General features: G+C 66.5%; 21 protein-coding genes. 18 read left to right on the forward strand and 3 right to left on the reverse strand.

Annotation, left to right across the window (positions count from 1 at the left end):
* Positions 1–102: 102 nt before the first annotated feature.
* A complete protein-coding gene (locus QX121_RS24755) occupies positions 103–582 on the reverse strand; it encodes a hypothetical protein (RefSeq protein ID WP_315813274.1) in 480 nt (159 codons plus the stop codon).
* Positions 583–658: 76 nt separating this feature from the next.
* On the opposite strand from QX121_RS24755, the gene QX121_RS24760 reads away from it, so the two are divergent.
* The 4 genes from QX121_RS24760 to arsB all read left to right on the forward strand — a co-directional run bounded on the left by QX121_RS24760 (position 659) and on the right by arsB (position 3,316).
* Entirely contained in the window at positions 659–1,309 is a 651-nt protein-coding gene (locus tag QX121_RS24760; RefSeq protein ID WP_315813275.1) for a Crp/Fnr family transcriptional regulator, read from the forward strand.
* Positions 1,310–1,400: 91 nt separating this feature from the next.
* Positions 1,401–1,763, forward strand: coding sequence for a metalloregulator ArsR/SmtB family transcription factor (locus QX121_RS24765; protein WP_315813276.1), 363 nt, complete (start codon positions 1,401–1,403; stop codon positions 1,761–1,763).
* Complete coding sequence (locus tag QX121_RS24770) at positions 1,756–2,283, forward strand: arsenate reductase ArsC (protein WP_315813277.1); 528 nt, start codon at positions 1,756–1,758, stop codon at positions 2,281–2,283. The genes QX121_RS24765 and QX121_RS24770 overlap by 8 nt, the downstream gene beginning before the upstream one ends.
* Before the next feature lie 4 nt (positions 2,284–2,287).
* A complete protein-coding gene (gene arsB, locus QX121_RS24775; RefSeq protein ID WP_315813278.1) occupies positions 2,288–3,316 on the forward strand; it encodes an ACR3 family arsenite efflux transporter in 1,029 nt (342 codons plus the stop codon).
* A 34-nt stretch (positions 3,317–3,350) separates the two neighbouring features.
* Here arsB and QX121_RS24780 read toward each other — a convergent pair whose 3' ends face one another.
* Positions 3,351–3,632, reverse strand: coding sequence for a hypothetical protein (locus QX121_RS24780; RefSeq protein WP_315777164.1), 282 nt, complete (start codon positions 3,630–3,632; stop codon positions 3,351–3,353).
* 344 nt (positions 3,633–3,976) lie between these two features.
* Here QX121_RS24780 and QX121_RS24785 point away from each other — a divergent pair, with 344 nt between their 5' ends.
* The 9 genes from QX121_RS24785 to glgX all read left to right on the forward strand — a co-directional run bounded on the left by QX121_RS24785 (position 3,977) and on the right by glgX (position 13,424).
* Complete coding sequence (locus tag QX121_RS24785) at positions 3,977–4,282, forward strand: PepSY domain-containing protein (RefSeq protein ID WP_315738841.1); 306 nt, start codon at positions 3,977–3,979, stop codon at positions 4,280–4,282.
* Positions 4,283–4,948 carry a response regulator transcription factor gene (locus tag QX121_RS24790; RefSeq protein ID WP_315773329.1) on the forward strand — a complete coding sequence of 222 codons (666 nt, stop codon included), beginning with the start codon at positions 4,283–4,285 and terminating at the stop codon, positions 4,946–4,948.
* Positions 4,945–6,363, forward strand: a complete 1,419-nt coding sequence (locus tag QX121_RS24795) for an ATP-binding protein (protein ID WP_315798864.1) — start codon at positions 4,945–4,947, stop codon at positions 6,361–6,363. The genes QX121_RS24790 and QX121_RS24795 overlap by 4 nt, the downstream gene beginning before the upstream one ends.
* A 108-nt stretch (positions 6,364–6,471) precedes the next feature.
* Positions 6,472–7,020 carry a cytochrome b gene (locus QX121_RS24800; protein ID WP_315798865.1) on the forward strand — a complete coding sequence of 183 codons (549 nt, stop codon included), beginning with the start codon at positions 6,472–6,474 and terminating at the stop codon, positions 7,018–7,020.
* A 60-nt stretch (positions 7,021–7,080) separates the two neighbouring features.
* Positions 7,081–7,776, forward strand: coding sequence for a VIT1/CCC1 transporter family protein (locus QX121_RS24805; RefSeq protein ID WP_315758349.1), 696 nt, complete (start codon positions 7,081–7,083; stop codon positions 7,774–7,776).
* Positions 7,777–8,076: 300 nt separating this feature from the next.
* Entirely contained in the window at positions 8,077–8,325 is a 249-nt protein-coding gene (locus tag QX121_RS24810) for a DUF3551 domain-containing protein (protein ID WP_409999371.1), read from the forward strand.
* An 886-nt stretch (positions 8,326–9,211) separates the two neighbouring features.
* A complete protein-coding gene (gene ltrA / locus QX121_RS24815) occupies positions 9,212–10,588 on the forward strand; it encodes a group II intron reverse transcriptase/maturase (protein WP_409997696.1) in 1,377 nt (458 codons plus the stop codon).
* A 263-nt stretch (positions 10,589–10,851) separates the two neighbouring features.
* A complete protein-coding gene (locus QX121_RS24820) occupies positions 10,852–11,124 on the forward strand; it encodes a DUF3606 domain-containing protein (protein ID WP_315738834.1) in 273 nt (90 codons plus the stop codon).
* 65 nt (positions 11,125–11,189) lie between these two features.
* Positions 11,190–13,424 (forward strand): glycogen debranching protein GlgX, encoded by a 2,235-nt coding sequence (gene glgX, locus QX121_RS24825; RefSeq protein WP_315813279.1) that lies wholly within the window; start codon positions 11,190–11,192, stop codon positions 13,422–13,424.
* Between the two features lie 21 nt (positions 13,425–13,445).
* Here the strand turns inward: glgX and QX121_RS24830 are convergent, their stop codons facing one another.
* Positions 13,446–14,363, reverse strand: coding sequence for a LysR family transcriptional regulator (locus QX121_RS24830; RefSeq protein ID WP_315813280.1), 918 nt, complete (start codon positions 14,361–14,363; stop codon positions 13,446–13,448).
* 129 nt (positions 14,364–14,492) lie between these two features.
* Between QX121_RS24830 and QX121_RS24835 the strand changes: the two genes are divergently transcribed.
* The 5 genes from QX121_RS24835 (at position 14,493) to QX121_RS24855 (ending at position 20,486) form a co-directional block, all read left to right on the forward strand.
* Positions 14,493–15,962 (forward strand): MFS transporter, encoded by a 1,470-nt coding sequence (locus QX121_RS24835; RefSeq protein ID WP_315813281.1) that lies wholly within the window; start codon positions 14,493–14,495, stop codon positions 15,960–15,962.
* Positions 15,851–16,870 (forward strand): tartrate dehydrogenase, encoded by a 1,020-nt coding sequence (locus QX121_RS24840; RefSeq protein ID WP_315813291.1) that lies wholly within the window; start codon positions 15,851–15,853, stop codon positions 16,868–16,870. The genes QX121_RS24835 and QX121_RS24840 overlap by 112 nt, the downstream gene beginning before the upstream one ends.
* A 155-nt stretch (positions 16,871–17,025) precedes the next feature.
* Positions 17,026–18,444 carry a pyruvate kinase gene (gene pyk / locus QX121_RS24845; RefSeq protein ID WP_315738829.1) on the forward strand — a complete coding sequence of 473 codons (1,419 nt, stop codon included), beginning with the start codon at positions 17,026–17,028 and terminating at the stop codon, positions 18,442–18,444.
* Between the two features lie 192 nt (positions 18,445–18,636).
* Positions 18,637–19,449, forward strand: a complete 813-nt coding sequence (locus QX121_RS24850) for a UDP-2,3-diacylglucosamine diphosphatase (protein ID WP_315738828.1) — start codon at positions 18,637–18,639, stop codon at positions 19,447–19,449.
* A 47-nt stretch (positions 19,450–19,496) separates the two neighbouring features.
* On the forward strand, positions 19,497–20,486 hold the full coding sequence (locus QX121_RS24855) for a threonine/serine dehydratase (protein ID WP_315813282.1): 990 nt from the start codon (positions 19,497–19,499) through the stop codon (positions 20,484–20,486).
* Positions 20,487–20,488: the final 2 nt, after the last annotated feature.

The raw sequence follows: 20,488 nt of genomic DNA on the forward strand, positions 1-20,488 counted from the left end.
GGTGTGGAGGATGCGGCATGGGCCCGCCGGAGTCAAACGATATTTCTAGAATATTAGAAATATCCATGAGCGCGCGCCGCGCGTGGTCGGTTGTCCGGCGCGCTATCTCAGCCGGTAGCCGGCATGGCAGCCGACGCAGGCGGCCATCGTCTCGCCGAGCGCCTTCAGCGCCGGCTTGAGCTCGCCGGTCACGCCCGCGTTCTGCGCTTCGATGGCGAAGCGGCTCGCCGCCTTGTGCATCGTCGTTCCGGCCTCCTGCATGCCCTGCGGCATGAACCCGGCGACCTCAGCGGCACCGTGCAGCCGCAGCGAGCTCATCCCCAGGCGTTGCTCAGCGATCTGGCCGGCCTTGTCCGGCTCGCCCGCCGCCAGCTCGTCGTTGATCTGCTGCAGCGCCAGCAAATGGTCGCGCATGTTGGCGAGGGTGTGCTCGGCGAGATTGGGCGGAAACGCCACCCGCTCGCGCGGGTCTGGCGGAAGCGCCCCGTGGCCGCCGTGGTCGTGATGGCCGTGGTGCTGCGCCGTGGCGATGCCGGCGGACGCAACGAAGGCCAGCACAATGGCGGCAAGACGCAGGCGCATGAGGACCTCCATTTGAGCGAACGCGGTGACGTCTTCCCTAGACCGCGCAGCCGGCGGCACATATGATCCTGATCATATGCCGAGGATCATCCATCTCCCGCCCGAGGGCACGCGCCCGCCGCTCGACTGGCGCGCCCTTGCACGGCTGTCGCCGTTGCTTGCCGCTCTGCCGGCGGCCGCGCGGTTGCAGACCCGGCGCATCCAGGTGCCGCACCAGGGCACGGTGTTCTGCCGGGGCGATCGGCCGCGTGCGATGTTTTTCGTGCTGACCGGCGAGGTGCGATTGCTGCGCCGCTCGCGCGCCGGCGACGACATCATCCTGCAGCGTGCGCGGCGGGGCTTTCTCGCCGAGGCCAGCCTCGATCAGGCGTCGTATCATTGCGACGCCGTCGCGGCGCAGGATTCAGCGCTGCTCGCGATCGACCGCAAGGCCTTCGCCGAAGCGTTGCGTCGTCCCGAGATCGGGGACCGATGGTGCGATCATCTCGCCCGCGAGTTGCGCAAGGTCCGGGCGCAGTCGGAGCGGCTCAGCCTGAAGACCGCCCGCGGGCGGATCGTGCATTTCATCGAGACCGAAGGGGAGGGCGGCGAGGTCGAGCTCGGCCGGTCGAAGAAGGACTGGGCCGCCGAGCTCGGCGTCACCCATGAGGCGCTCTATCGCGCCCTGGCACGCATGGAACGGGACGGCGAGCTCATCGTCGACGGCACCCGCCTGCGCTTGCGATGAGCCTTCGGGCGCGTCGTCTCCGTTCGTCGACAACGACCATTCGAGCTCGTCGGCCTTGACGCCGACTCTATATATCGATAATTCTGGATATATGGAAAACGAACAAGCCGTTCTGGCCTTGGCGGCGCTGGCGCAACCGACGCGCCTGCAGGCCTTTCGCACCCTGGTGCAGCACGAGCCCGACGGTCTGCCGGCCGGCGAGCTCGCACGTCTGCTGGAGGTGCCGCAGAACACGCTGTCGGCGCATCTGTCCGTGCTGGCGCGCGCCGGCCTCGTCAGCTCGATCAGGCACAGCCGATCGATCGTCTACCGCATCGACCTCGCGCAATTTCAGAGGGTCGCGCTGTTTCTGCTGCAGGACTGTTGCGGCGGCCGACCGGAGGTCTGCGCGCCCGTCGTCGCAAGCCTCACCCCCTGCTGTCCGCCCAAGCGCAAGGAGAAGAATCGTGTCTGACCGCGTCTACAATGTGCTGTTCCTCTGCACCGGAAATTCGGCGCGCTCGGTGCTGGCGGAGTCGATCCTGCGTAAGGACGGCGCCGGCCGCTTCCGCGCCTTCTCGGCCGGCAGCACGCCCAAGGGCGCGGTGCATCCGTTGGCGCTCGAGCTGCTCAGGCGCATGGACTATCCGACCGACGATCTGCGCTCGAAGAGCTGGAGCGAGTTCGCCATCGCCGGCGCGCCGGCGATGGATTTCGTCTTCACCGTCTGCGACAACGCCGCCGGCGAGGCGTGTCCGATCTGGCCGGGGCAACCGATGACCGCGCATTGGGGCATCGAGGATCCGGCGGCGGCCGCAGGCACGGAGCTGGAGAAGCTCGCGGCGTTCACGACCGCCTTCCGCTATCTGAAGAACCGGATCGACGCCTTCGTCAATCTGCCGCTCGGTCGCATCGATTCGATGTCGCTGGGCACGCGGCTGCGCGAGATCGGGACGGGCGAGGGCGCAACGTCGTTCCGCTCCGACGTGGCCTGATCCGATGACGATCTTCGAGCGCTATCTGACGGTCTGGGTCCTGCTCTGCATCGTCGCAGGCATCGGTCTCGGCCATCTCATGCCGGGGCTGTTCGCGGCTGTCGCGTCGGCGGAGGTGGCACGGGTCAATCTGCCGGTCGCGGCCCTGATCTGGCTAATGATCATTCCGATGCTGCTGAAGATCGATTTCGCCGCACTCGGCAACGTGAAGGAGCATTGGCGCGGCATCGGTGTCACCCTGGTCGTGAACTGGGCCATCAAGCCGTTTTCGATGGCTCTGCTCGGCAGCGTCTTCATCGGCCATGTGTTCGCGCCGATGCTCCCCGCAAGCCAGTTGTCGTCCTACGTGGCGGGTCTGATCCTGCTGGCCGCGGCGCCGTGCACGGCGATGGTGTTCGTCTGGTCGAATCTGTGCGAGGGCGAGCCGCACTACACGCTGAGCCAGGTCGCGCTCAACGACGTCATCATGGTGTTCCTGTTCGCGCCGCTGGTGGGCCTGCTGCTCGGCGTCGCCTCGATCTCGGTGCCATGGACCACCCTGCTGCTGTCGGTGCTGCTCTACATCGTTGTGCCCGTCATCATCTCGCAACTCTGGCGTCGCTCTTTGTTGCGGACGAAGGGCGGGGCATTGGAGCGCACCTTGCGGGTGCTGCAACCGGTCTCCCTCGCGGCGCTGCTCGGTACGCTCGTGCTGCTGTTCGGCTTCCAGGGCGAGCAGATCCTGAAGCAGCCGGTCGTCATCGCGATCCTTGCCGTGCCGATCCTGATCCAGGTCTATCTGAACGCGGGCATCGCCTATTGGCTGAGCCGCCGGCTCGGCGTGGCCTGGTGCGTCGCGGCTCCGGCCGCCTTGATCGGCGCCAGCAATTTCTTCGAGCTGGCGGTTGCCGCCGCGATCAGCCTGTTCGGGCTCGACTCGGGGGCCGCGCTCGCGACGGTCGTCGGGGTTCTCGTCGAAGTCCCCGTGATGCTCTCGGCCGTGCGCATCGTCAGGGCGACGCGTCGCTGGTACGAAGCGGGACTGCCGGCCTAGCTCCGGTCGGTGCTTCGCCAGGGGCCGGTTCGCCTCACCGCCGCGGCTCGTCCTGATCGTCGTCGTCGCCTTCGCGCTCGCGGCGGGCCGGCTCGTAGCTCAGCGGCGGGCTTTCGGCCCGCGCATGCAGCGCCGCAAGATGCGGGTAGGCCCCAAGACCAGCTCCAAGACCGGCCCCAAGATCAGCTTCAAGACCGCCGTCCACGGCACGGGCCACCGGCACCAGCGTGGGCGCCGTCTCCCGGCTGGCTTGTGACATGGCCAAGATGCCGCCCAGCCCCGCCAGCACGGCTGCCAATGTCATCGTCTTACGCATGCTCGTCTCCGAACTCACCGCCCCCGGCTCGCTCCGTCCTGAAGCGATCATGTTGCAACGAGACTGACGGCATCCCGTCGGGTCGTGTCAGCGGGGAGTCAGCTTGCCTCGGGCAGGATGCCGATCCTGTGCGAGTTTCCACCCCCGCATCTGTCTGATGCGCAATTCCGACATCGGAAGTTCAAACTATCATCCGCACCACCTCGGTAGCATTTGCGAATGCTCCGCAATTCGTGCCCCGCAATTCGAACCAGTGGCGAGAGCGCAACGAATGACGACGATCTCTGAAGATGACGGCGTCAGGCCCCGGAAGGATCATGCATTTGCCTCAAATTGGACGGTTCATGCGCATCACGGCATCTGCGATGCTGATCTCGACGGCTGCGTCCGCGGCGACGGTGGCGCGCGAGGATGATCGTGAGCGCCGTGATGCCATGCGTCATGCCGTGGAGGCGGGCGACGTCTTGCCGCTGTCGCAGATCCTGCCGAGATTGCGTGGCCGGGTCGCCGGCGACGTGATGGGGATCGATGTCGAGCGCCTGCGTGGCCGCTGGCGCTATGAGTTTCGGGTGATCGGCCGCGATGGCCGCGTGCGTGAGGTCTATGTCGATGCGCGCAGCGGCGAGATCGAACGGATCGAGGAAAAGTAGATGCGTGTGCTGCTGGTCGAGGATGATCCGCGGCTGGCGTCCGACCTGGTGCGGACGCTGCAGGCGGCGGGCTATCTGGTCGAAACGTCCGACAACGGCGAGCAGGCCTGGTTTCTCGGCGACACCGAGGATTATGGCGCCGTGATCCTCGATCTTGGCCTCCCCGGCATGGACGGCCTGTCGGTGCTGAAGCGCTGGCGCGGCGCGGGGCGACACATGCCGGTGCTGATCCTGACGGCGCGCGCGAGCTGGGCGGAGCGGGTCGACGGCATCGATGCCGGCGCCGACGACTATCTGCCGAAGCCGTTTCGCAACGAGGAGCTGCTGGCGCGATTGCGCGCGATCGTGCGGCGGTCCGCCGGCCGTGCGGCGCCGGTGCTCTCGTCCGGCGACCTGACGCTCGACGAGCGCCAGATGAAGGTCAGCCTGTCCGGCGTGCCGGTGACGCTGTCGCAGCTCGAATACCGGCTGATCGCCTATCTGCTGCGGCAGAGCGGCCGCGTCGTGCCGCAGCATGAGCTGGAGGAGAACGTCTACGGCCTCGGCCACGAGCACGACTCCAACGCGCTCGAGGTGCTGATCCGGCGCGTCCGCAAGAAGCTCGGCGCCGACATCATCGAGACCCGCCGCGGCTTTGGCTACATGATCCCGGAGACGGCGGAATGAGGCTCGGCTCGCTGCGGCTGCGGCTGGTGGCGGCGGGCACCATCGCGCTGCTGGTCGCGCTCGGCGTCGCCGGCTTCGGCATGGTCGTGCTGTTCAAGCGCCACGTCGCGCGGACGCTCGCCTCCGATCTCGACATTCACCTGCGCCAATTGCTGAACGGCCTCGAGGTCGATGCGGAAGGGCGCATCGTGGTCGCGCGGCCGCCGGCCGATCCGCGCTTCGTGGTGCCGCTGTCGGGGCTGTACTGGCAGATCTCGGACGATCATGGCCAGTTGCTGCGCTCGCGCTCGCTGTGGGACACCATCCTGCCGCTGCCGATCGACGAGCCTGGACCGAGCGACGTGCATCAGCATGAGCTCGCCGGGCCGGATGGCGAACACGTGCTGGTGGCCGAGCGCGGCATCCTGATGAATCCGGAAAGCCAGATCCGCGTGCGCGCGGCCGTGGCCTACGGCCTCGACGGTGCCACCAGCGCGGTGCTGACCTTCGCCAAGGATCTGTCGATCGCGCTCGCCGTGCTGGCCGTCATCCTCGCCGTCGGCACGTCGGTTCAGGTCACTCTCGGCCTGCGTCCGCTCGGCGTGCTGCGCCGTGGCGTCGCCGAGATCCGCAGCGGTCGGCGCCAGCATCTCCCCGTGGACGTGCCGACCGAGGTGGCGCCGCTGGTCGAGGAGGTCAACGCGTTGCTCGATGCGCAGCAGCGCGAGATCATGCGCTCGCGCAGCCGTGCGGCCGATCTCGCTCACGGCTTCAAGACGCCGCTCGCCGCTCTCACGGCCGACGCCGCGCGCTTGAGGGAGCTCGGCCAGCTCGAGCTGGCGCGCAACATCGAGGATGTCGCCGAGGCGATGAGCCGGCAGGTTGATCGCGAGCTGGCGCTGGCGCGGCTGCGCGGCAAGGCCCGCGGCGGGCCGGAGGCCGCGACCGAGCTCGCGCCTTTGGTGAATGCGCTGCTTGGGACGCTCGGCCGCACGCCGGCGGCCGCCCATGTCAGCTTCGATGGCGAGGTGCCCCCGGGCCTGAGCGTCGCCATGGATCGGACGGATCTCGCCGAGGTGCTCGGCAATCTGCTGGAGAACGCCGCGCGTCATGCGGCGAGCACGGTTCGCATCGTCGCCAGTGCGACCCCTCTGATCGTCATCGTCGAGGATGACGGTCCGGGCATTCCGGACGCGAAGATCGGCCGCGTGCTTGAGCGCGGCGGCCGCCTCGACGAGCAGGGGCCGGGCAGCGGGCTGGGGCTCGCGATCGTGCAGGACGTGCTCGAAGCCTATGGCTGGCGGCTGCAGATCGGCCGTTCCGAGCTGGGCGGCGCCAGGATCACGATCGCGCCGGCCATCGTCTCGGCGCTCCGCTGGCCGCAGCCCGCGATGTCCCAGGCGACCCCGGCGCCGTCCATTCTGACAGTAGGCTGACATCCCGCGTCAGCGGCGCGACGCCCCCGGTCAGCTATTACCTCAGGTCATGACGCCCCGCGCGGCTTGCCACCGCGGGGGGTGCCCAATGGTCGAAGGAAGCTGATCATGCGTATTCGAAATTCCGCCAAGGCGTATGGGTCCGTCGCGATCGGGCTGCACTGGATCGTCGCCGTGCTGGTGCCGGCGGCCTGGATCTCGGGTCATCTCGGCGACATCCTGCCACGCGGCTCTCATGACACGGGCCTGTTCATGCACGTCTCGCTCGGGCTGGCGATGCTGGGCTTTGCGCTCGCGCGCCTGGCCTGGCGCCTGGCCGATCCGCCGCCGGCGCCTGAAGCGACCAAATTCGGCGCGTGGACCGTTCACATCGGCGAGATCACGCATCTGCTGATCTACGGCATCATGTTCGCCATTCCGGTCCTCGGCATCGTCACCCAGTTTGCCCGCGGCTACGGCTTGCCGGTGTTCGGCCTGTTCGAGATCGCCTCACCCTGGGTCGGCGACCGCGGCTTCGCCCACGACTTGAAGGAGATGCACGAGGCGCTGGCCAATGGCCTGATGATCCTGATCGGCCTGCACGCCGGTGCGGCGCTGCTGCATCATTACTGGCTGCACGATCGCACCCTGCGGCGGATGGTGCCGGGACTGCGGTGATCGGTCCTGTCATCCGGGCCTGCTAAGAGGCCTCCGTCGATCACGCCATCGGAGGCCGTCATGCCGGCAACGCCGCACATCGAAAAGCACTTCACCGCGTCGGAAGTCGTCCGCGACGTCGTGATCGGCATGGCCGACGGGCTCACCGTGCCGTTCGCGCTCGCCGCCGGTCTCTCGGCTGCGGTCGCCAAGACCGACGTGATCGTCACCGCCGGCCTTGCCGAGGTCGTCGCCGGCGCGATCGCGATGGGGCTCGGCGGCTATCTCGCCGCCCGCTCCGACGCCGAGCATTATGCCGCCGAGGAGAAGCGGGAGCACGACGAGATCGAGCACCTTCGCGGCCGCGAGGTCGAGGAGGTTGCGGCGATCTTCCGCGGCTATGGTCTCGAAGGCCAGGCCTTGACCACCGTGGTCGACGCCATCGCGTCCGATCGCAAGCGCTGGGTCGACTTCATGATGCGCTTCGAGCTCGGTCTCGAACGCCCGGATCCGAAGCGCGCGCCGGTCAGCGCCGTGACCATCGGCGGCTCCTACGTGATCGGCGGCCTGATCCCGCTGATCCCCTACATGCTGGCGCCTGACATCTCGTCCGCACTCCGGATCTCCGTGGTCGCAACCGGCATCGCGCTCTTGATCTTCGGCGCCATCAAGGGCCACTTCACCGGCGTCAACAAGATCAAGTCGGCGCTGCAGACTGCGCTGGTCGGCGGCCTCGCCGCCGGCGCGGCATTCTGGCTGGCGCATCTGTTCGGGTAGGGCGGGACAGGATTGCGGTCGAGGCCATTCGGAAGAAGGTCACCGGGCCGGTCATGATTGACGAGGGACCGTAGGGTGGGCAAAGGCGCGCCGGGGTGAGGCCTTGTCGGGCGAGCTTTCGCGCGCGCCGTGCCCACCGCCCGCACCCAGCGCCGCCGATGGTGGGCACGCGCCGCCTTTGGCGTCGCTTTGCCCAGCCTACGGCAGCGTCGTCTGCGGCAAAGGGCTTTGCCCGAGTTCGAGATCGCCGCGCCGGCAGACCCTTTCGGATTGATCAGCCTCGTGCCATGATGTGTGATGATGCGCGCGCTTCTCCTCATGACTTCGATCACAGTGCTTGCAACCGCTCCGGCCGCAGCTCAACGGTTCGATGGCATTGACCCGGTGTGCCTCCAGACATGGGAGTGGGGCGGTTCCAGCACAATCTCGTGCCAGTACAGGTCGTGGGAGGCGTGTAGAGCGGGGGCTGCGGGCATGTCGGCCATGTGCTTGCCGAACCCCTATGCACAACGCCCGTCTGAGCCAAGCCGCCGTCGGCCGCCCCGGTAGGCGCCGATTGCGAACTGACAAGACCCCAATCGTCAACGGAGCGGGCACGCGCCGCCGATGCTTGCTCGGGCTGATCGGAACCAGTCTGTATTTCTGAGAAAAATAAATCTGTTGCCATTTTTCGGAAATCGTGCTTGATTGTCTCCATCCCGTGCTCCTCGAGAGGGGCGCTTCGCGATCGTCACGGAACGTTGGGCGCGGGATGCGGTGGCTGTAGGATGCCGCAGCGTGGGGCGACTCGCGCGGACGAACGGCAGCTTGCGGACGCGAAGTCGCGTGGTCCTGGCGCCCCGATGCTGGCGCCAAGTCTTCGGGCGATGATCCCGAGGGCGACGGTGACTAACAAGCCGGTACACCGAGGAGATCGCGAAGTAAGCGTGAAAACCATCGCGCGGGGAATGCCGGGATGTCTCGGCTGAACCTGTGGTGACTGCCGCCTGCTTTTTTTCTGCAGGCGGGCCATGGGTGGTGTGCCGAGTATGAACGACAGCTTGGAGGTGGAAGTCCTCTATCCAGCCTGATGGCGGCGAAGGATTAGCGAAGCGCAAGGGCGTCATCGCGAGGTGGGGTCTGAAGACAGCGTGGAGCAAAGCCGCGGCCCGATGAACAAACATCGGATGTGAGGCCTACCCGGCCGGACGAGCGAGCCACCAATCGCGAAGTCCACGGTCATCAAGGGGCGGGGTGGTAGATCCGACGGGCATGCGGTGAAGGCGGTCGGTCTTACCTCGGGAGATCTGCGTCGTGTCCCGGCAACGGGACTGAGGTCGTTGCAAGGCGATCTGAACGCGACGCAGAAGTCAGCAGAGGGCATAGTAGGCGGCAGCGTACCGCCGAAGGCCCGAACGATGGAAGTTCTGGTGGAGCGGTGATCTCGCACGACCCAATGCGGCAGGAAGCTCAGAGCAATCTGAACCCTCGCCCCGGACCGAGGGGTGAAGCCCCGCGGGCCGGCGCCGGGGCGGCCGAAGCTCGCGCGGCGAAAGCCTGTCTCGATCAGACGGCGGTCGCGGGACCGTCGATGGAAAGGATCGTCGCACGTGAGAACCTGAAGAAGGCATTGGACCGAGTGAAGCGCAACAAGGGCGCGGCGGGGGTCGACGGGATGACCGTGGATGATCTGCCGGCCTACCTGAAGGTGAACTGGCTCGCGATCCGCGCCCAACTGCTCGACGGCACCTACAAGCCGCAGCCGGTGCGGCGTGTCGAGATTCCGAAGGCATCGGGCGGCGTCAGGCTGCTCGGCATCCCGACGGTGCTCGACCGCTTCATCCAGCAGGCGGTTCTGCAGGTGCTGCAAAGCGAATGGGATCGGACGTTCTCCGAGACGAGCTTCGGCTTCCGGCCGGGCCGCTCGGCGCATCAGGCGGTGGCGAAGGCGCAGACCTACATTGCGTCCCGGCACGCGGTCGTGGTGGATATCGATCTGGAGAAGTTCTTCGACCGGGTCAATCACGACATCCTGATGGGGCTGGTCGCCAAGCGGGTTGCCGACAAGCGACTCCTGAAGCTGATCCGCGGCTTCCTGACTGCGGGCGTGCTGGAGGGAGGGCTGGTCAGCCCGACGGAGGAAGGAACGCCGCAAGGCGGGCCGCTCTCGCCGCTGCTGTCGAACCTGATGCTGGACGTGCTGGACAAGGAGCTGGAGAGGCGAGGTCATCGCTTCGTGCGCTATGCCGACGACTGCAACATCTATGTGCGCAGTCGGAAGGCGGGCGAGCGGGTGATGGCGAGCATCGAGAGATTCCTGGAACGGCGCCTCGAGCTCAAGGTGAACAGGGCCAAGAGCGCGGTCGCCAGACCGAGCCACCGCAAGTTCCTGGGCTTCAGCTTTACGCAGGGGAAGAAGCCGCGCCGGCGCATCGCGCCTGAGGCCATTGCCCGTTGCAAGGCGAGAGTTCGGGAGCTGACGGGGCGACAGTCTGGCCGAAGCCTGGAGCAGATCATCGAGAAGCTGGCGCTGTATCTGAAGGGATGGCGCGGCTACTTCGGGTTCTGCGAGACGCCGTCGGTGTTGCGCAAGCTCGATGAGTGGATCAGGCGGCGGTTGCGCGCCGTCGTCTGGACCCAATGGAAGTGCGGTCCTACTCGCTTCGACGAGCTGCGACGCCGCGGCGTCGACCGGGAGACGGCGCTTAAAACCGCCGGCAACCCACGTGGTCCCTGGCGGCTCGCCAACAGCGCCGCACTGGCCAACGCTCTGCCAAGGTCCTTGTTCGCCTCACTCGGCCTGCCTTTCCTCGCAGCCCGCAAAGCCGCTTAATCCGCCGAACCGCCGTATACGTGATCCGTATGTACGGTGGTGTGGGAGGGGTGGAGTCGCGAGACTCCCCCCTATCCCGATCGGCCAGCTCCCGGCATTCCCTGCGCCCTCTGCCTGATCGGGGGGGGCAACACCGATGACATCACTCGGGCGCATGGCGCCGCGAGAGCAGTGACGCACGTCTTCACGGCGATGCCCAGGGGGAGGGAGCGCGGGAACCAAATTCCGCACTCAAGGTTAGCTGGCATGCAGGAGGACTCCCGATGCGCCGTCCGAAGATTCAGCCGTCCCGCAACAAGCTCGACATGACCGATCAGGCCCAGGTCCGCGTGGTGACCAAGCGGCTGAAGATGTCGCCCGGGGAATTGTCCGAGATGGTCGAACGCATCGGCAACTCCATCGCTGCCATCACCAAGGAAGTCGCGCAGCAGCGAGCCGCGAAGGCAGCGCCGGAAGGAGCTGTGATCGCGTCGGTGACGGTGACCGAGACCAAGGCGGAAGTGATCGTGCCGGACGAGACGCCAGCGGCAACCTAGCAATCGACGCTGATCATCGAGACCCCCGGCAATCGATCTGGGGAATCGGACGAAGGGGGCAAAGGATGGACCAACGCACCGACCTCGGTGACGCTTTGACGCAGGCGGCGTTCAATCTGCGCAAGACCAGGATCAGCGAAGGCCGTCCGTTTCCGCTCGGCGCGACCTGGGACGGGCTCGGCGTCAACTTTGCGATCTTTTCCGCCCATGCGACCAAGGTCGAGCTGTGCCTGTTCGACGACACCGGCGAGACCGAGCTCGAGCGCATCGAGCTGCCCGAATACACCGACGAGGTTTGGCACGGCTACCTGCCGGCCGCGCGGCCCGGCACGGTTTATGGCTATCGCGTGCATGGACCCTACGAGCCGGACGCCGGTCACAGGTTCAATCCGAACAAGCTCGTGATCGACCCCTATGCCAAGCAGCTCGTCGGCAACCTGCGCTGGGGGCCTGAGCTGTTCGGCTATCGGCTCGATCATGCCGACAAGGACCTGTCGTTCGACGACCGCGACAGTGCGCCCTTGATGCTGAAGTGCCGGGTCATCGATCCCGCCTTCACTTGGGGCACCTCGCGCAAGCCGGAAATTCCGTGGGAGCGGACGATCTTCTACGAGGTGCATGTCAAGGGCTTCACCAGGCTGCATCCGCTGGTGCCCGAGGCCGACCGCGGCACCTTCGCCGGTCTCGCGCATCAGGACATTCCGGCCTATCTGCGCTCCCTGGGCATCACCTCGGCCGAGCTGTTGCCGATCCACGCCTTCATCGACGACAGCTATCTGGTCGAGAAGGGGCTGCGCAACTACTGGGGCTACAATTCGATCGGCTTCTTCGCACCGGAGCCGCGCTATCTGAAGACGCCGTTCGCAACCGAATTCAAGACCATGGTCAACCAGTTCCACGCCAACGGCATCGAGGTCATCCTCGACGTGGTCTACAACCACACCGCCGAAGGCAACGAGCTCGGGCCGACCTTGTCGTTCAAGGGCATCGACAATGCCAGCTACTACCGGCTGATGCCGGACCAGAAACGCTACTACATCAACGACACCGGCACCGGCAATACGGTGAACCTGTCGCACCAGCGCGTGCTGCAGCTCGTCGCGGACTCCTTGCGCTATTGGGCGACCGAGATGCGGGTCGACGGCTTCCGCTTCGATCTCGCCACCATCCTGGCGCGCGAGCCCTATGGCTTCGACGAGGGCGGCAGCTTCCTGGATGCCTGTCGTCAGGACCCTGTGCTGTCGAGCGTCAAGCTGATCGCCGAGCCCTGGGACATCGGTCCGGGCGGCTATCAGGTCGGCCAGTTTCCACCGGGCTGGGCGGAATGGAACGACAAGTTCCGCGACACCGCGCGTGCGTTCTGGAAGGGCGATGGCGGCACGCTCGCCGATTTCGCCAAGCGCATCTCCGGCTCGGGCGATCTGTTCAACAAGCGCGGCCGCCGCCCCTGGGCGAGCGTGAACTTCATCACCGCGCATGACGGCTTCAACCTCAACGACCTCGTCTCCTACAACGACAAGCACAACGAGGCCAATGGCGAGGATAATCGCGACGGCCACAGCAACAACCACTCCTGGAATTGCGGCGTCGAGGGACCGACCGACGACCCCGAGATCACGGCGTTGCGCGAGCGCCAGAAGCGCAATCTGCTGGCCACGATGCTGCTGTCGCATGGCACGCCGATGCTGCTCGCCGGCGACGAGTTCGGCCATACCCAGAACGGCACCAACAACGCCTATGCGCAGGACAATGAGACGACCTGGCTCGACTGGATGGGCATCACGCCGCAGGGGCGGGCGTTGCGCGAATTCACGCGCAAGCTGATCGCCATGCGCAAGGCGTTTCCGATCCTCTATCGCAGCCGCTTCCTGATCGGCTCGCACAATGAGGACCTCGGCGTCAACGACGTGACCTGGCTCGACCCGTCGGGCGAGGAGATGACGACGGAGCAGTGGACTGACGATCACGCGCGTTGTTTCGGCATGCTGCTCGACGGCCGCGCCCAGGAGACCGGCGTCAAGCGGCGTGGCTCGGATGCGACGCTCCTGCTGGTCTACAACGCGCATTTCGACGTCGTGAACTTCACGCTTCCGTCCGTGCCCGAAGGCCATAATTGGCTGGCGCTGCTCGACACCAACCAGCCGGATGCACAGCCGCAGTCGCTGCCCTTCGGCCATGTCTACGCGGTGACCGGCCGCTCGCTGCTGGCACTCGGCCTGTCCTCGGAGCAGCAGCCGATGCGCGGCCTGCGCCATGGCCTCGGTGCCCTGCTCGACATCGCGGAGGCGCCGCTGGGGTAGGATGTTCGGCGGATTTTGCGGTCAGGCACCGCGGGCGTATTTCGCAAGCCGCGCGTCGAGCACACCGAGCATGGCCTCGCGCGCCGGATCGCGCGAGCCGCGCAGCCAGGCTGCCGCGAGCGGAAGCCGTCCGGCGGTGCTGCCGCGTGTCATCCGCAGCGGCACGAAGCGGACGCCGGAGACCGCGAGCCGCGAGGTCCAGCGCGGCACGATGGCAATGCCGAGTCGCGCGGCGACGAGATGCACGATGGTCTGCTTCTCATCGGCAAACTGCGCCACGTCGGGCGATAGCCCGGCCTGTGCGAACAGCTTCATGGTGAGGTCGTGGCTGTGCGGCCGCGATCGCCGATCCGGGACGATCAGCGGCTGGTCGGCGATGTCGGCCAGCGAGACCGCGGCGCGCGACGCCAGACGGTGCCGCTGCGGCAGCGCAACGACGGCGCTCTCGCTGAGCAGCGCGCGGAATTCGAGCCTGACATCGGTGCGCGCTGGCGGCCTGACGAAGGCGAGGTCGAGCGCGCCGGAGAGAATCTTCGGCAGCAGCCGGATTGTCTTCTCCTCCGTGAGCTGCACCGCGATGCCGGGATGCTGCTCGCGAAAATCGTGCAGCAATTGCGGCAGCAGCCCGGCGGCCGCGCTGTCGATGGCGCCGACGCGCAGCCGCTGCGCCTTCGTGCCGCGCGCGCGGCGGCGGAAGCCGGTTTCGACCGCCTCGACGCGGGCCAGGATCGCCCGGGCGTCGCGCAGCAAGGTCGTGCCGTGCTCGGTCAGCGACACCGCGCGCGTGGTGCGAGCGAACAGCGGCGTCGCGAGATCCTCCTCCAGCAGCTTGATCTGGCGTCCGAGCGCCGAGGGCAGCATCTGCAGCCGCTGCGCCGCCTTGCCGAAATGCAGTTCCTCGGCGGCGGCCACGAAGCAGCGGAGCTGGTGCAATTCCATGGCGGAGTCCTGATGAGGCGATGGGTCGAATTATATCATTTTTTTGTATAATGATGCGAGTATTGAAGCCGGCCTGGTTCGCCGCCTACGCTTGTCAGATCAACGACAAGACGGGACAGGGAGGTGACGATGGCCGGAGAGCTGGAAACGCGCGTGCTGCGCAAGATCACGTTGCGCATCGTGCCCTTCATCATGCTGCTCTACTTCGTGGCGTTCATCGACCGCGTCAACGTCGGCTTCGCGGCGCTGACCATGAACAAGGATATCGGGCTGTCAGCCTCGGCCTATGGGTTCGGCGCCGGCATCTTCTTCTGGGGCTATTTCCTGTTCGAGGTCCCCTCCAACCTCGCGCTCGACAAGTTCGGGGCACGGATCTGGATCGCGCGGGTCATGATCACCTGGGGCATCGTGTCGGGCGCGATGGCCTTCGTGCAGGGGCCGATGAGCTTCTACGTGCTGCGCTTCCTGCTCGGCGCGGCCGAGGCAGGCTTCTTCCCCGGCATCATCCTCTATCTGTCCTACTGGTTCCCGGCACGGCAGCGCGCCGCAGTCACCGCGCTGTTCATGGCGGCAGCGCCCCTGTCGACCGTGCTCGGATCGCCGGTTTCCGGCGCGCTGCTGGAGATGGACGGCATTCTCGGCTTCAAGGGCTGGCAGTGGCTGTTCCTGATCGAGGCGCTGCCGGCGGTGCTGCTCGGCTTCGTCGTGCTCGCCTACATGACCGATCGTCCGGAGCAGGCGCGCTGGCTCGCCGACGACGAGCGCGACTGGCTGGTGCGCACGATGAATGCCGAGCTGGCGAGCAAGGCCGCCACCGCCAGCCACAGCATCTGGCGCGGGTTGGCCGACATCCGCGTGCTCGCGCTCGCGCTGGTCTATTTCGGCACCTCGGCCGGCCTCTACACGCTCGGCGTCTGGGCGCCGCAGATCATCAAGCAGTTCGGCCTGTCGTCGTTCGCCGTCGGCTTCCTCAACGCGGTGCCACCGACCGTGGCCGTGGTCGTCATGATCCTGTGGGCGCGCCATTCCGACCGCACCGCCGAGCGCACCTGGCACGTCGTGCTGGCCTGCGTCGTCGCCGCCGTCGGCCTCTGGCTGGCCGGGCTGTCGACCAGCGTCGCCGCCGTGCTCGCGGCACTCACGCTGGTCAATGTCGGCATCTCCTCCTCGAAGCCGCCGCTGTGGAGCATGCCCACCATGTTCCTGTCCGGCTCGGCCGCCGCGGCGGGCATCGCGACCATCAACTCGATCGGAAATCTCGGCGGCTTCGTCGGTCCAGCGATGATCGGCTGGATCAAGGACCAGACCGGCAGCTTCAACGGCGGGCTCTATTTCGTCGCCGGGCTGCTGGTGGTATCGGCGGTGCTGACCCTGTTGCTGTCACGTTCTCAACGTGCGCCACGCAATCCTGACCCATCACACGGAGCCCTTTCATGCGCACCCATTCCATCGCCGCGATTCCCGCCGACGGCATCGGCCCCGAGGTCATCTCCGAAGGTGTCCGTGTGCTCGAGGCGCTCGCGAAGCGCTCAGGCGACATCAGCTTCAACGTCAAGACCTTCGACTGGGGCTCGGACTACTACAAGAAGCACGGCGTGATGATGCCCGCCGACGGCCTCGCCGAGCTCAAGACGTTCGACGCGATCTATTTCGGCGCGGTCGGCGCGCCCGACGTGCCCGACCACATCACGCTGTGGGGCCTGCGGCTGCCGATTTGCCAGGGATTTGATCAGTACGCCAATGTGCGGCCGACCAAGATCCTGCCTGGTGTGGCCTCGCCCTTGCGCAATGTCGGCGTCGGCGATCTCGACTGGGTGATCGTGCGCGAGAATTCCGAAGGCGAATATGCCGGCATGGGCGGCCGCGCGCACCGCGGCCTGCCGGAGGAGGTGGGCACCGAGGTCGCCGTCTTCACCCGCGTCGGCGTCACCCGCATCATGCGCTACGCGTTCAAGCTGGCGCAGTCGCGGCCGCGCAAGTTCCTCACCGTCGTCACCAAGTCGAATGCGCAGCGGCACGGCATGGTGATGTGGGACGAGATCGCCGCCGAAGTGGCGCGCGAATTCCCCGACGTAACCTGGGACAAGATGCTGGTCGATGCGATGACCGTGCGCATGACCTTGCAGCCGAAGAGCCTCGACACCATCGTGGCGACCAATCTGCATGCCGACATTCTGTCCGATCTCGCCGGCGCGCTGGCCGGCAGCCTCGGCGTGGCGCCGACCGGCAACATCGATCCGGAGCGGCGCTTCCCGTCGATGTTCGAGCCGATCCATGGTTCGGCGTTCGATATCACCGGAAAGGGCATCGCCAACCCGGTCGCGACGTTCTGGACCGGCGCGCAAATGCTCGAGCATCTCGGCGAGACGGACGCGGCCGCGCGGCTGATGGCTGCGGTCGAGAAAGTCTGTGCAGCCGGCATCCTGACCCCCGATGTTGGCGGCACGGCGACGACCAAGCAGGTGACCGACGCCGTCATCGACGCGATCCACGGCTCCAACGCCTGAGGCGTGCCGTTCTCTTGCACAATTCTGGCGTGTTCCGTGTCGCGCTTGCAATGGACGCTGCGGGGCGTATATCAGCGCTTCCGCTGCGTCCGCGCATGCCAATCACATGCGTGTCATAGAGACGCGAGACACGGCTTAAGGAGAAAGGACACATCATGCGTCGTCACCGTCGAGCCAAGATCGTTGCGACTGTCGGTCCCGCGAGCAATTCTCCGGAGATGCTGAAAGCGCTGTTCCTCGCCGGTGTGGACACCTTTCGTCTCAACTTCAGCCACGGCACCCAGGCCGATCACGCCAAGGTCCATGCCGCGATCCGCGCGCTCGAGAAGGAAGTGCAGCGACCGATCGGCATCTTGATGGATCTGCAGGGTCCTAAGATTCGCGTCGGCACTCTGCGCGACAAGAAGATCCAGGTCGAAGTCGGCGAGACGATTCGATTTGTCCTCAACGGCACCGAGGGCGACAAGACATCGATTCCGTTGCCGCATCCGGAAATCTTTGCGGCGGTCTCGCCCGGTCACGATCTTCTGATCGATGACGGCCGCGTCCGCGTCCGCGTCACCGGCCTCGGCGACGACTGGATCGAGGCCAAGGTGATCGTCAGCGGCGCGATTTCCAATCACAAGGGCGTCAATCTGCCGGGCACCATTCTGGAGCTGTCGCCGCTGACGGCCAAGGACCGCTCCGATCTCGCCTTCGGGCTCGAGCTCGGCGTCGACTGGGTGGCGCTGTCGTTCGTGCAGAAGCCGTCGGACGTGCTTGAGGCGAGGGGCCTCATCAACGGCCGCGCCGGCATCATGTCCAAGATCGAGAAGCCGGCGGCGCTGGAGCGGATCGACGACATCATCCAGTTGTCGGATGCGATCATGGTCGCGCGCGGCGATCTCGGCGTCGAGATTCCCAACGAGGACGTGCCCGGCAAGCAGAAGGAGCTGGTGCGTGCCTGCCGGCTCGCCGTGAAGCCGGTGATCGTCGCGACGCAGATGCTGGATTCGATGGTGGCGACGCCGACGCCGACGCGCGCCGAGGTCTCGGACGTCGCCACCGCGATCTATGACGGCGCCGACGCGGTGATGCTATCGGCGGAGTCTGCCAGCGGCCAATACCCGCGCGAGGCGGTGGCGATGATGGACAGCATCATCAAGGCCACCGAAGGCCACAAGATGTATCGCTCGATCGTCGAGGCGACGCAGCCGGGCGAGGAGCAGACGCCGCCGCATGCGGTGGCAACCGCGGCGGCCGATCTCGCCTCAGCAATCCACGCCAGGGCGATCGTGGCCTATACGTCGAGCGGAACCTCGGCCTCGCGCGTTGCGCGCAAGCGGCCGAGCCTGCCGATTCTGGCGATCACGCCGAACGAGGACACCTCGCGGCGCATGTGCCTGCTGTGGGGCGCGCACAGCGTGCTGTCGCAGGACGTGCAGAGCTACGAGGAGATGGTCGAGCGCGCGACCTTCTTCGCCGTGCAGGAGGAGTTCGCTGAAGCCGGCGACCTGCTCGTCGTCGTCGCCGGCATCCCGTTCGCGCGGGCCGGCACCACCAACAATCTGCGCGTCGTCACCGTGCCGAGATAGGAGGCTGATTTTCCCTGTTCGCGCCGCCCGCCTGTCGCCTGATTGTCGCACCCCGCTGGTATCGCGGGGCAGTGACGAAGGACGTCGCGAGTCGTCGAACGAGCGGTGTCCGGTAGCGGTCCGGCAGGATGGGTTCTGCTGGTGCGGCGTTTCGTCATCGCGGTGTCATCAGGGACTGTTAGGTGGGCGCGCATGGGACTTGAGACTGCTGGTGAAGAAAGCCCGGCTCGGCGCTTTCGGACGTTGTTCATCTCGGACGTTCATCTCGGAGCCCGCGGCTCGCAGGCCAATCTCCTCGTCGATTTCCTGCGCCACCATGATGCAGATACGATCTATCTGGTCGGCGACATCATCGACGGCTGGGCGCTCAAATCGAGCTGGCATTGGCCGCAGTCGCATAACGACCTGGTGCAGAAGATGCTGCGCAAGGCGCGCAAGGGCGCCAAGATCGTCTATGTCCCCGGCAATCACGACGAGTTCCTGCGCGGTTATTACGGCACGCATTTCGGCGGCATCGACGTCGTCGAGAACATCGTCCACACCGGCGCTGACGGCAAACGCTATCTGGTGATCCACGGCGACATCTTTGATCTGGTCGTGCAGAACGCGCGCTGGCTCGCCCATCTCGGCGACAAGGCCTATGACTTCGCGATCCAGATGAACCGTCTGGTCAACTTCTTCCGTCGCATGTTCGGCGTTCCCTATTGGTCGCTGTCGCAATGGGCCAAGCAGAAGGTCAAGAACGCGGTGAACTACATCGGCGCGTTCGAGACGGCGCTGGCCTCCGAGGCGCGAAGGCATGGCGCTGACGGCGTGATCTGCGGCCACATCCATTGCGCTGTCATCCGCGATCAGGACGACATTCGCTACATGAATTGCGGCGACTGGGTCGAGAGCTGCACGGCGCTGGTCGAGCACGAGGACGGCCGCTTCGAGATCCTCACCTGGACCGATCCGCTGCGGCAGCGCGCGCCGGTTCCCCAACTGGCCGCTCGCGCCGCCTGACACCGGCTCCCTTGCCTCTCGGCAATCGGGCGCGGTAAAATAGGGGCATGACAGCTCATTCCCCGATCCTGCCCGTGACCGCCGCCGACATCGATGAGGCGGCACGCGTCCTCGCGCCCGTGGCCGTGCGGACTCCGCTGCTGCCGGCTCCCGTGCTGAGCGAGCAGTTCAAGGCGAACGTCTTCGTGAAGCCGGAGGTGCTGCAGCGGACCGGCTCGTTCAAGTTCCGCGGCGCCTACAACAAACTGGCGTCGATCCCGCAGGCAGCGCGCGGCAACGGCGTCGTCGCCTTCTCCTCCGGCAATCATGCGCAGGGCGTCGCCCATGCCGCCACATTGCTGGGCATGGACGCCACGATCGTGATGCCCTCGGATGCGCCGGCGGCCAAGCGCGAGCGCACCAAGGCGTTCGGTGCCGAGGTCGTGCTCTATGATCGCGATCGCGAGGACCGCGAAGCGATCGCGCGCGACATCGCAGCAAAGCGCGGCTCGACGGTGGTGCCGCCCTATGACGATCCCCACGTCATCGCAGGGCAGGGCACCGTCGGTCGTGAAATCGCCGAGGACCTTGCGGCGCTCGGCCTGTCGCCGGATCTGGTGATCGTCCCGGCTTCGGGCGGTGGTCTGCTTGCCGGCGTCTCGACCGCGGTGAAGGCGCATTTTCCGAGCACCCAGATGGTCGTGGCTGAGCCCAAGGGCTTTGACGACCATGCGCGCTCGCTGCGGGCCGGCCACCGCGAGGCCCATGATGCGAAGGGACGCACCATCTGCGACGCGCTGATGGCGGCGATTCCGGGCGAGATCACCTTCGCGATCAACAGCCAACTTCTGTCGGCTGCGGTCGAGGCCTCGGATGAGGAGGTGGGCCGCGCGGTCGGCTTTGCCTTCCGGGAGCTGAAGCTCGTGGTCGAGCCCGGTGGTTCGGTCGGGCTGGCGGCACTGCTGGCCGGCCGGCTGGATGTGGCGGGCAAGACGGTGGTGATCGTTTTGTCCGGCGGCAATGTCGATGCTGAGCTCTACGCCAGGCTGATCGCCTGACG

The organism is Bradyrhizobium sp. SZCCHNR2028, from assembly GCF_032380995.1.
Classification (GTDB): Bacteria; Pseudomonadota; Alphaproteobacteria; order Rhizobiales; family Xanthobacteraceae; genus Bradyrhizobium.

Excerpts from the sequence above, each read along its gene's own strand:
- QX121_RS24835 (WP_315813281.1), top strand. The coding sequence starts at position 14,493 with ATGGCCGGAGAGCTGGAAACGCGCGTGCTGCGCAAGATCACGTTGCGC.
- QX121_RS24850 (WP_315738828.1), top strand. The coding sequence starts at position 18,637 with ATGGGACTTGAGACTGCTGGTGAAGAAAGCCCGGCTCGGCGCTTTCGG.
- QX121_RS24800 (WP_315798865.1), top strand. The coding sequence starts at position 6,472 with ATGCGTATTCGAAATTCCGCCAAGGCGTATGGGTCCGTCGCGATCGGG.
- glgX (WP_315813279.1), top strand. The coding sequence starts at position 11,190 with ATGGACCAACGCACCGACCTCGGTGACGCTTTGACGCAGGCGGCGTTC.
- QX121_RS24765 (WP_315813276.1), top strand. The coding sequence starts at position 1,401 with ATGGAAAACGAACAAGCCGTTCTGGCCTTGGCGGCGCTGGCGCAACCG.
- QX121_RS24830 (WP_315813280.1), bottom strand. The coding sequence starts at position 14,363 with ATGGAATTGCACCAGCTCCGCTGCTTCGTGGCCGCCGCCGAGGAACTG.
- QX121_RS24755 (WP_315813274.1), bottom strand. The coding sequence starts at position 582 with ATGCGCCTGCGTCTTGCCGCCATTGTGCTGGCCTTCGTTGCGTCCGCC.
- pyk (WP_315738829.1), top strand. The coding sequence starts at position 17,026 with ATGCGTCGTCACCGTCGAGCCAAGATCGTTGCGACTGTCGGTCCCGCG.
- QX121_RS24805 (WP_315758349.1), top strand. The coding sequence starts at position 7,081 with ATGCCGGCAACGCCGCACATCGAAAAGCACTTCACCGCGTCGGAAGTC.
- QX121_RS24760 (WP_315813275.1), top strand. The coding sequence starts at position 659 with ATGCCGAGGATCATCCATCTCCCGCCCGAGGGCACGCGCCCGCCGCTC.
- QX121_RS24795 (WP_315798864.1), top strand. The coding sequence starts at position 4,945 with ATGAGGCTCGGCTCGCTGCGGCTGCGGCTGGTGGCGGCGGGCACCATC.
- arsB (WP_315813278.1), top strand. The coding sequence starts at position 2,288 with ATGACGATCTTCGAGCGCTATCTGACGGTCTGGGTCCTGCTCTGCATC.
- QX121_RS24780 (WP_315777164.1), bottom strand. The coding sequence starts at position 3,632 with ATGCGTAAGACGATGACATTGGCAGCCGTGCTGGCGGGGCTGGGCGGC.
- QX121_RS24785 (WP_315738841.1), top strand. The coding sequence starts at position 3,977 with ATGCGCATCACGGCATCTGCGATGCTGATCTCGACGGCTGCGTCCGCG.
- QX121_RS24810 (WP_409999371.1), top strand. The coding sequence starts at position 8,077 with ATGCGCGCGCTTCTCCTCATGACTTCGATCACAGTGCTTGCAACCGCT.
- QX121_RS24820 (WP_315738834.1), top strand. The coding sequence starts at position 10,852 with ATGCGCCGTCCGAAGATTCAGCCGTCCCGCAACAAGCTCGACATGACC.
- QX121_RS24790 (WP_315773329.1), top strand. The coding sequence starts at position 4,283 with ATGCGTGTGCTGCTGGTCGAGGATGATCCGCGGCTGGCGTCCGACCTG.
- QX121_RS24855 (WP_315813282.1), top strand. The coding sequence starts at position 19,497 with ATGACAGCTCATTCCCCGATCCTGCCCGTGACCGCCGCCGACATCGAT.
- ltrA (WP_409997696.1), top strand. The coding sequence starts at position 9,212 with ATGCGGCAGGAAGCTCAGAGCAATCTGAACCCTCGCCCCGGACCGAGG.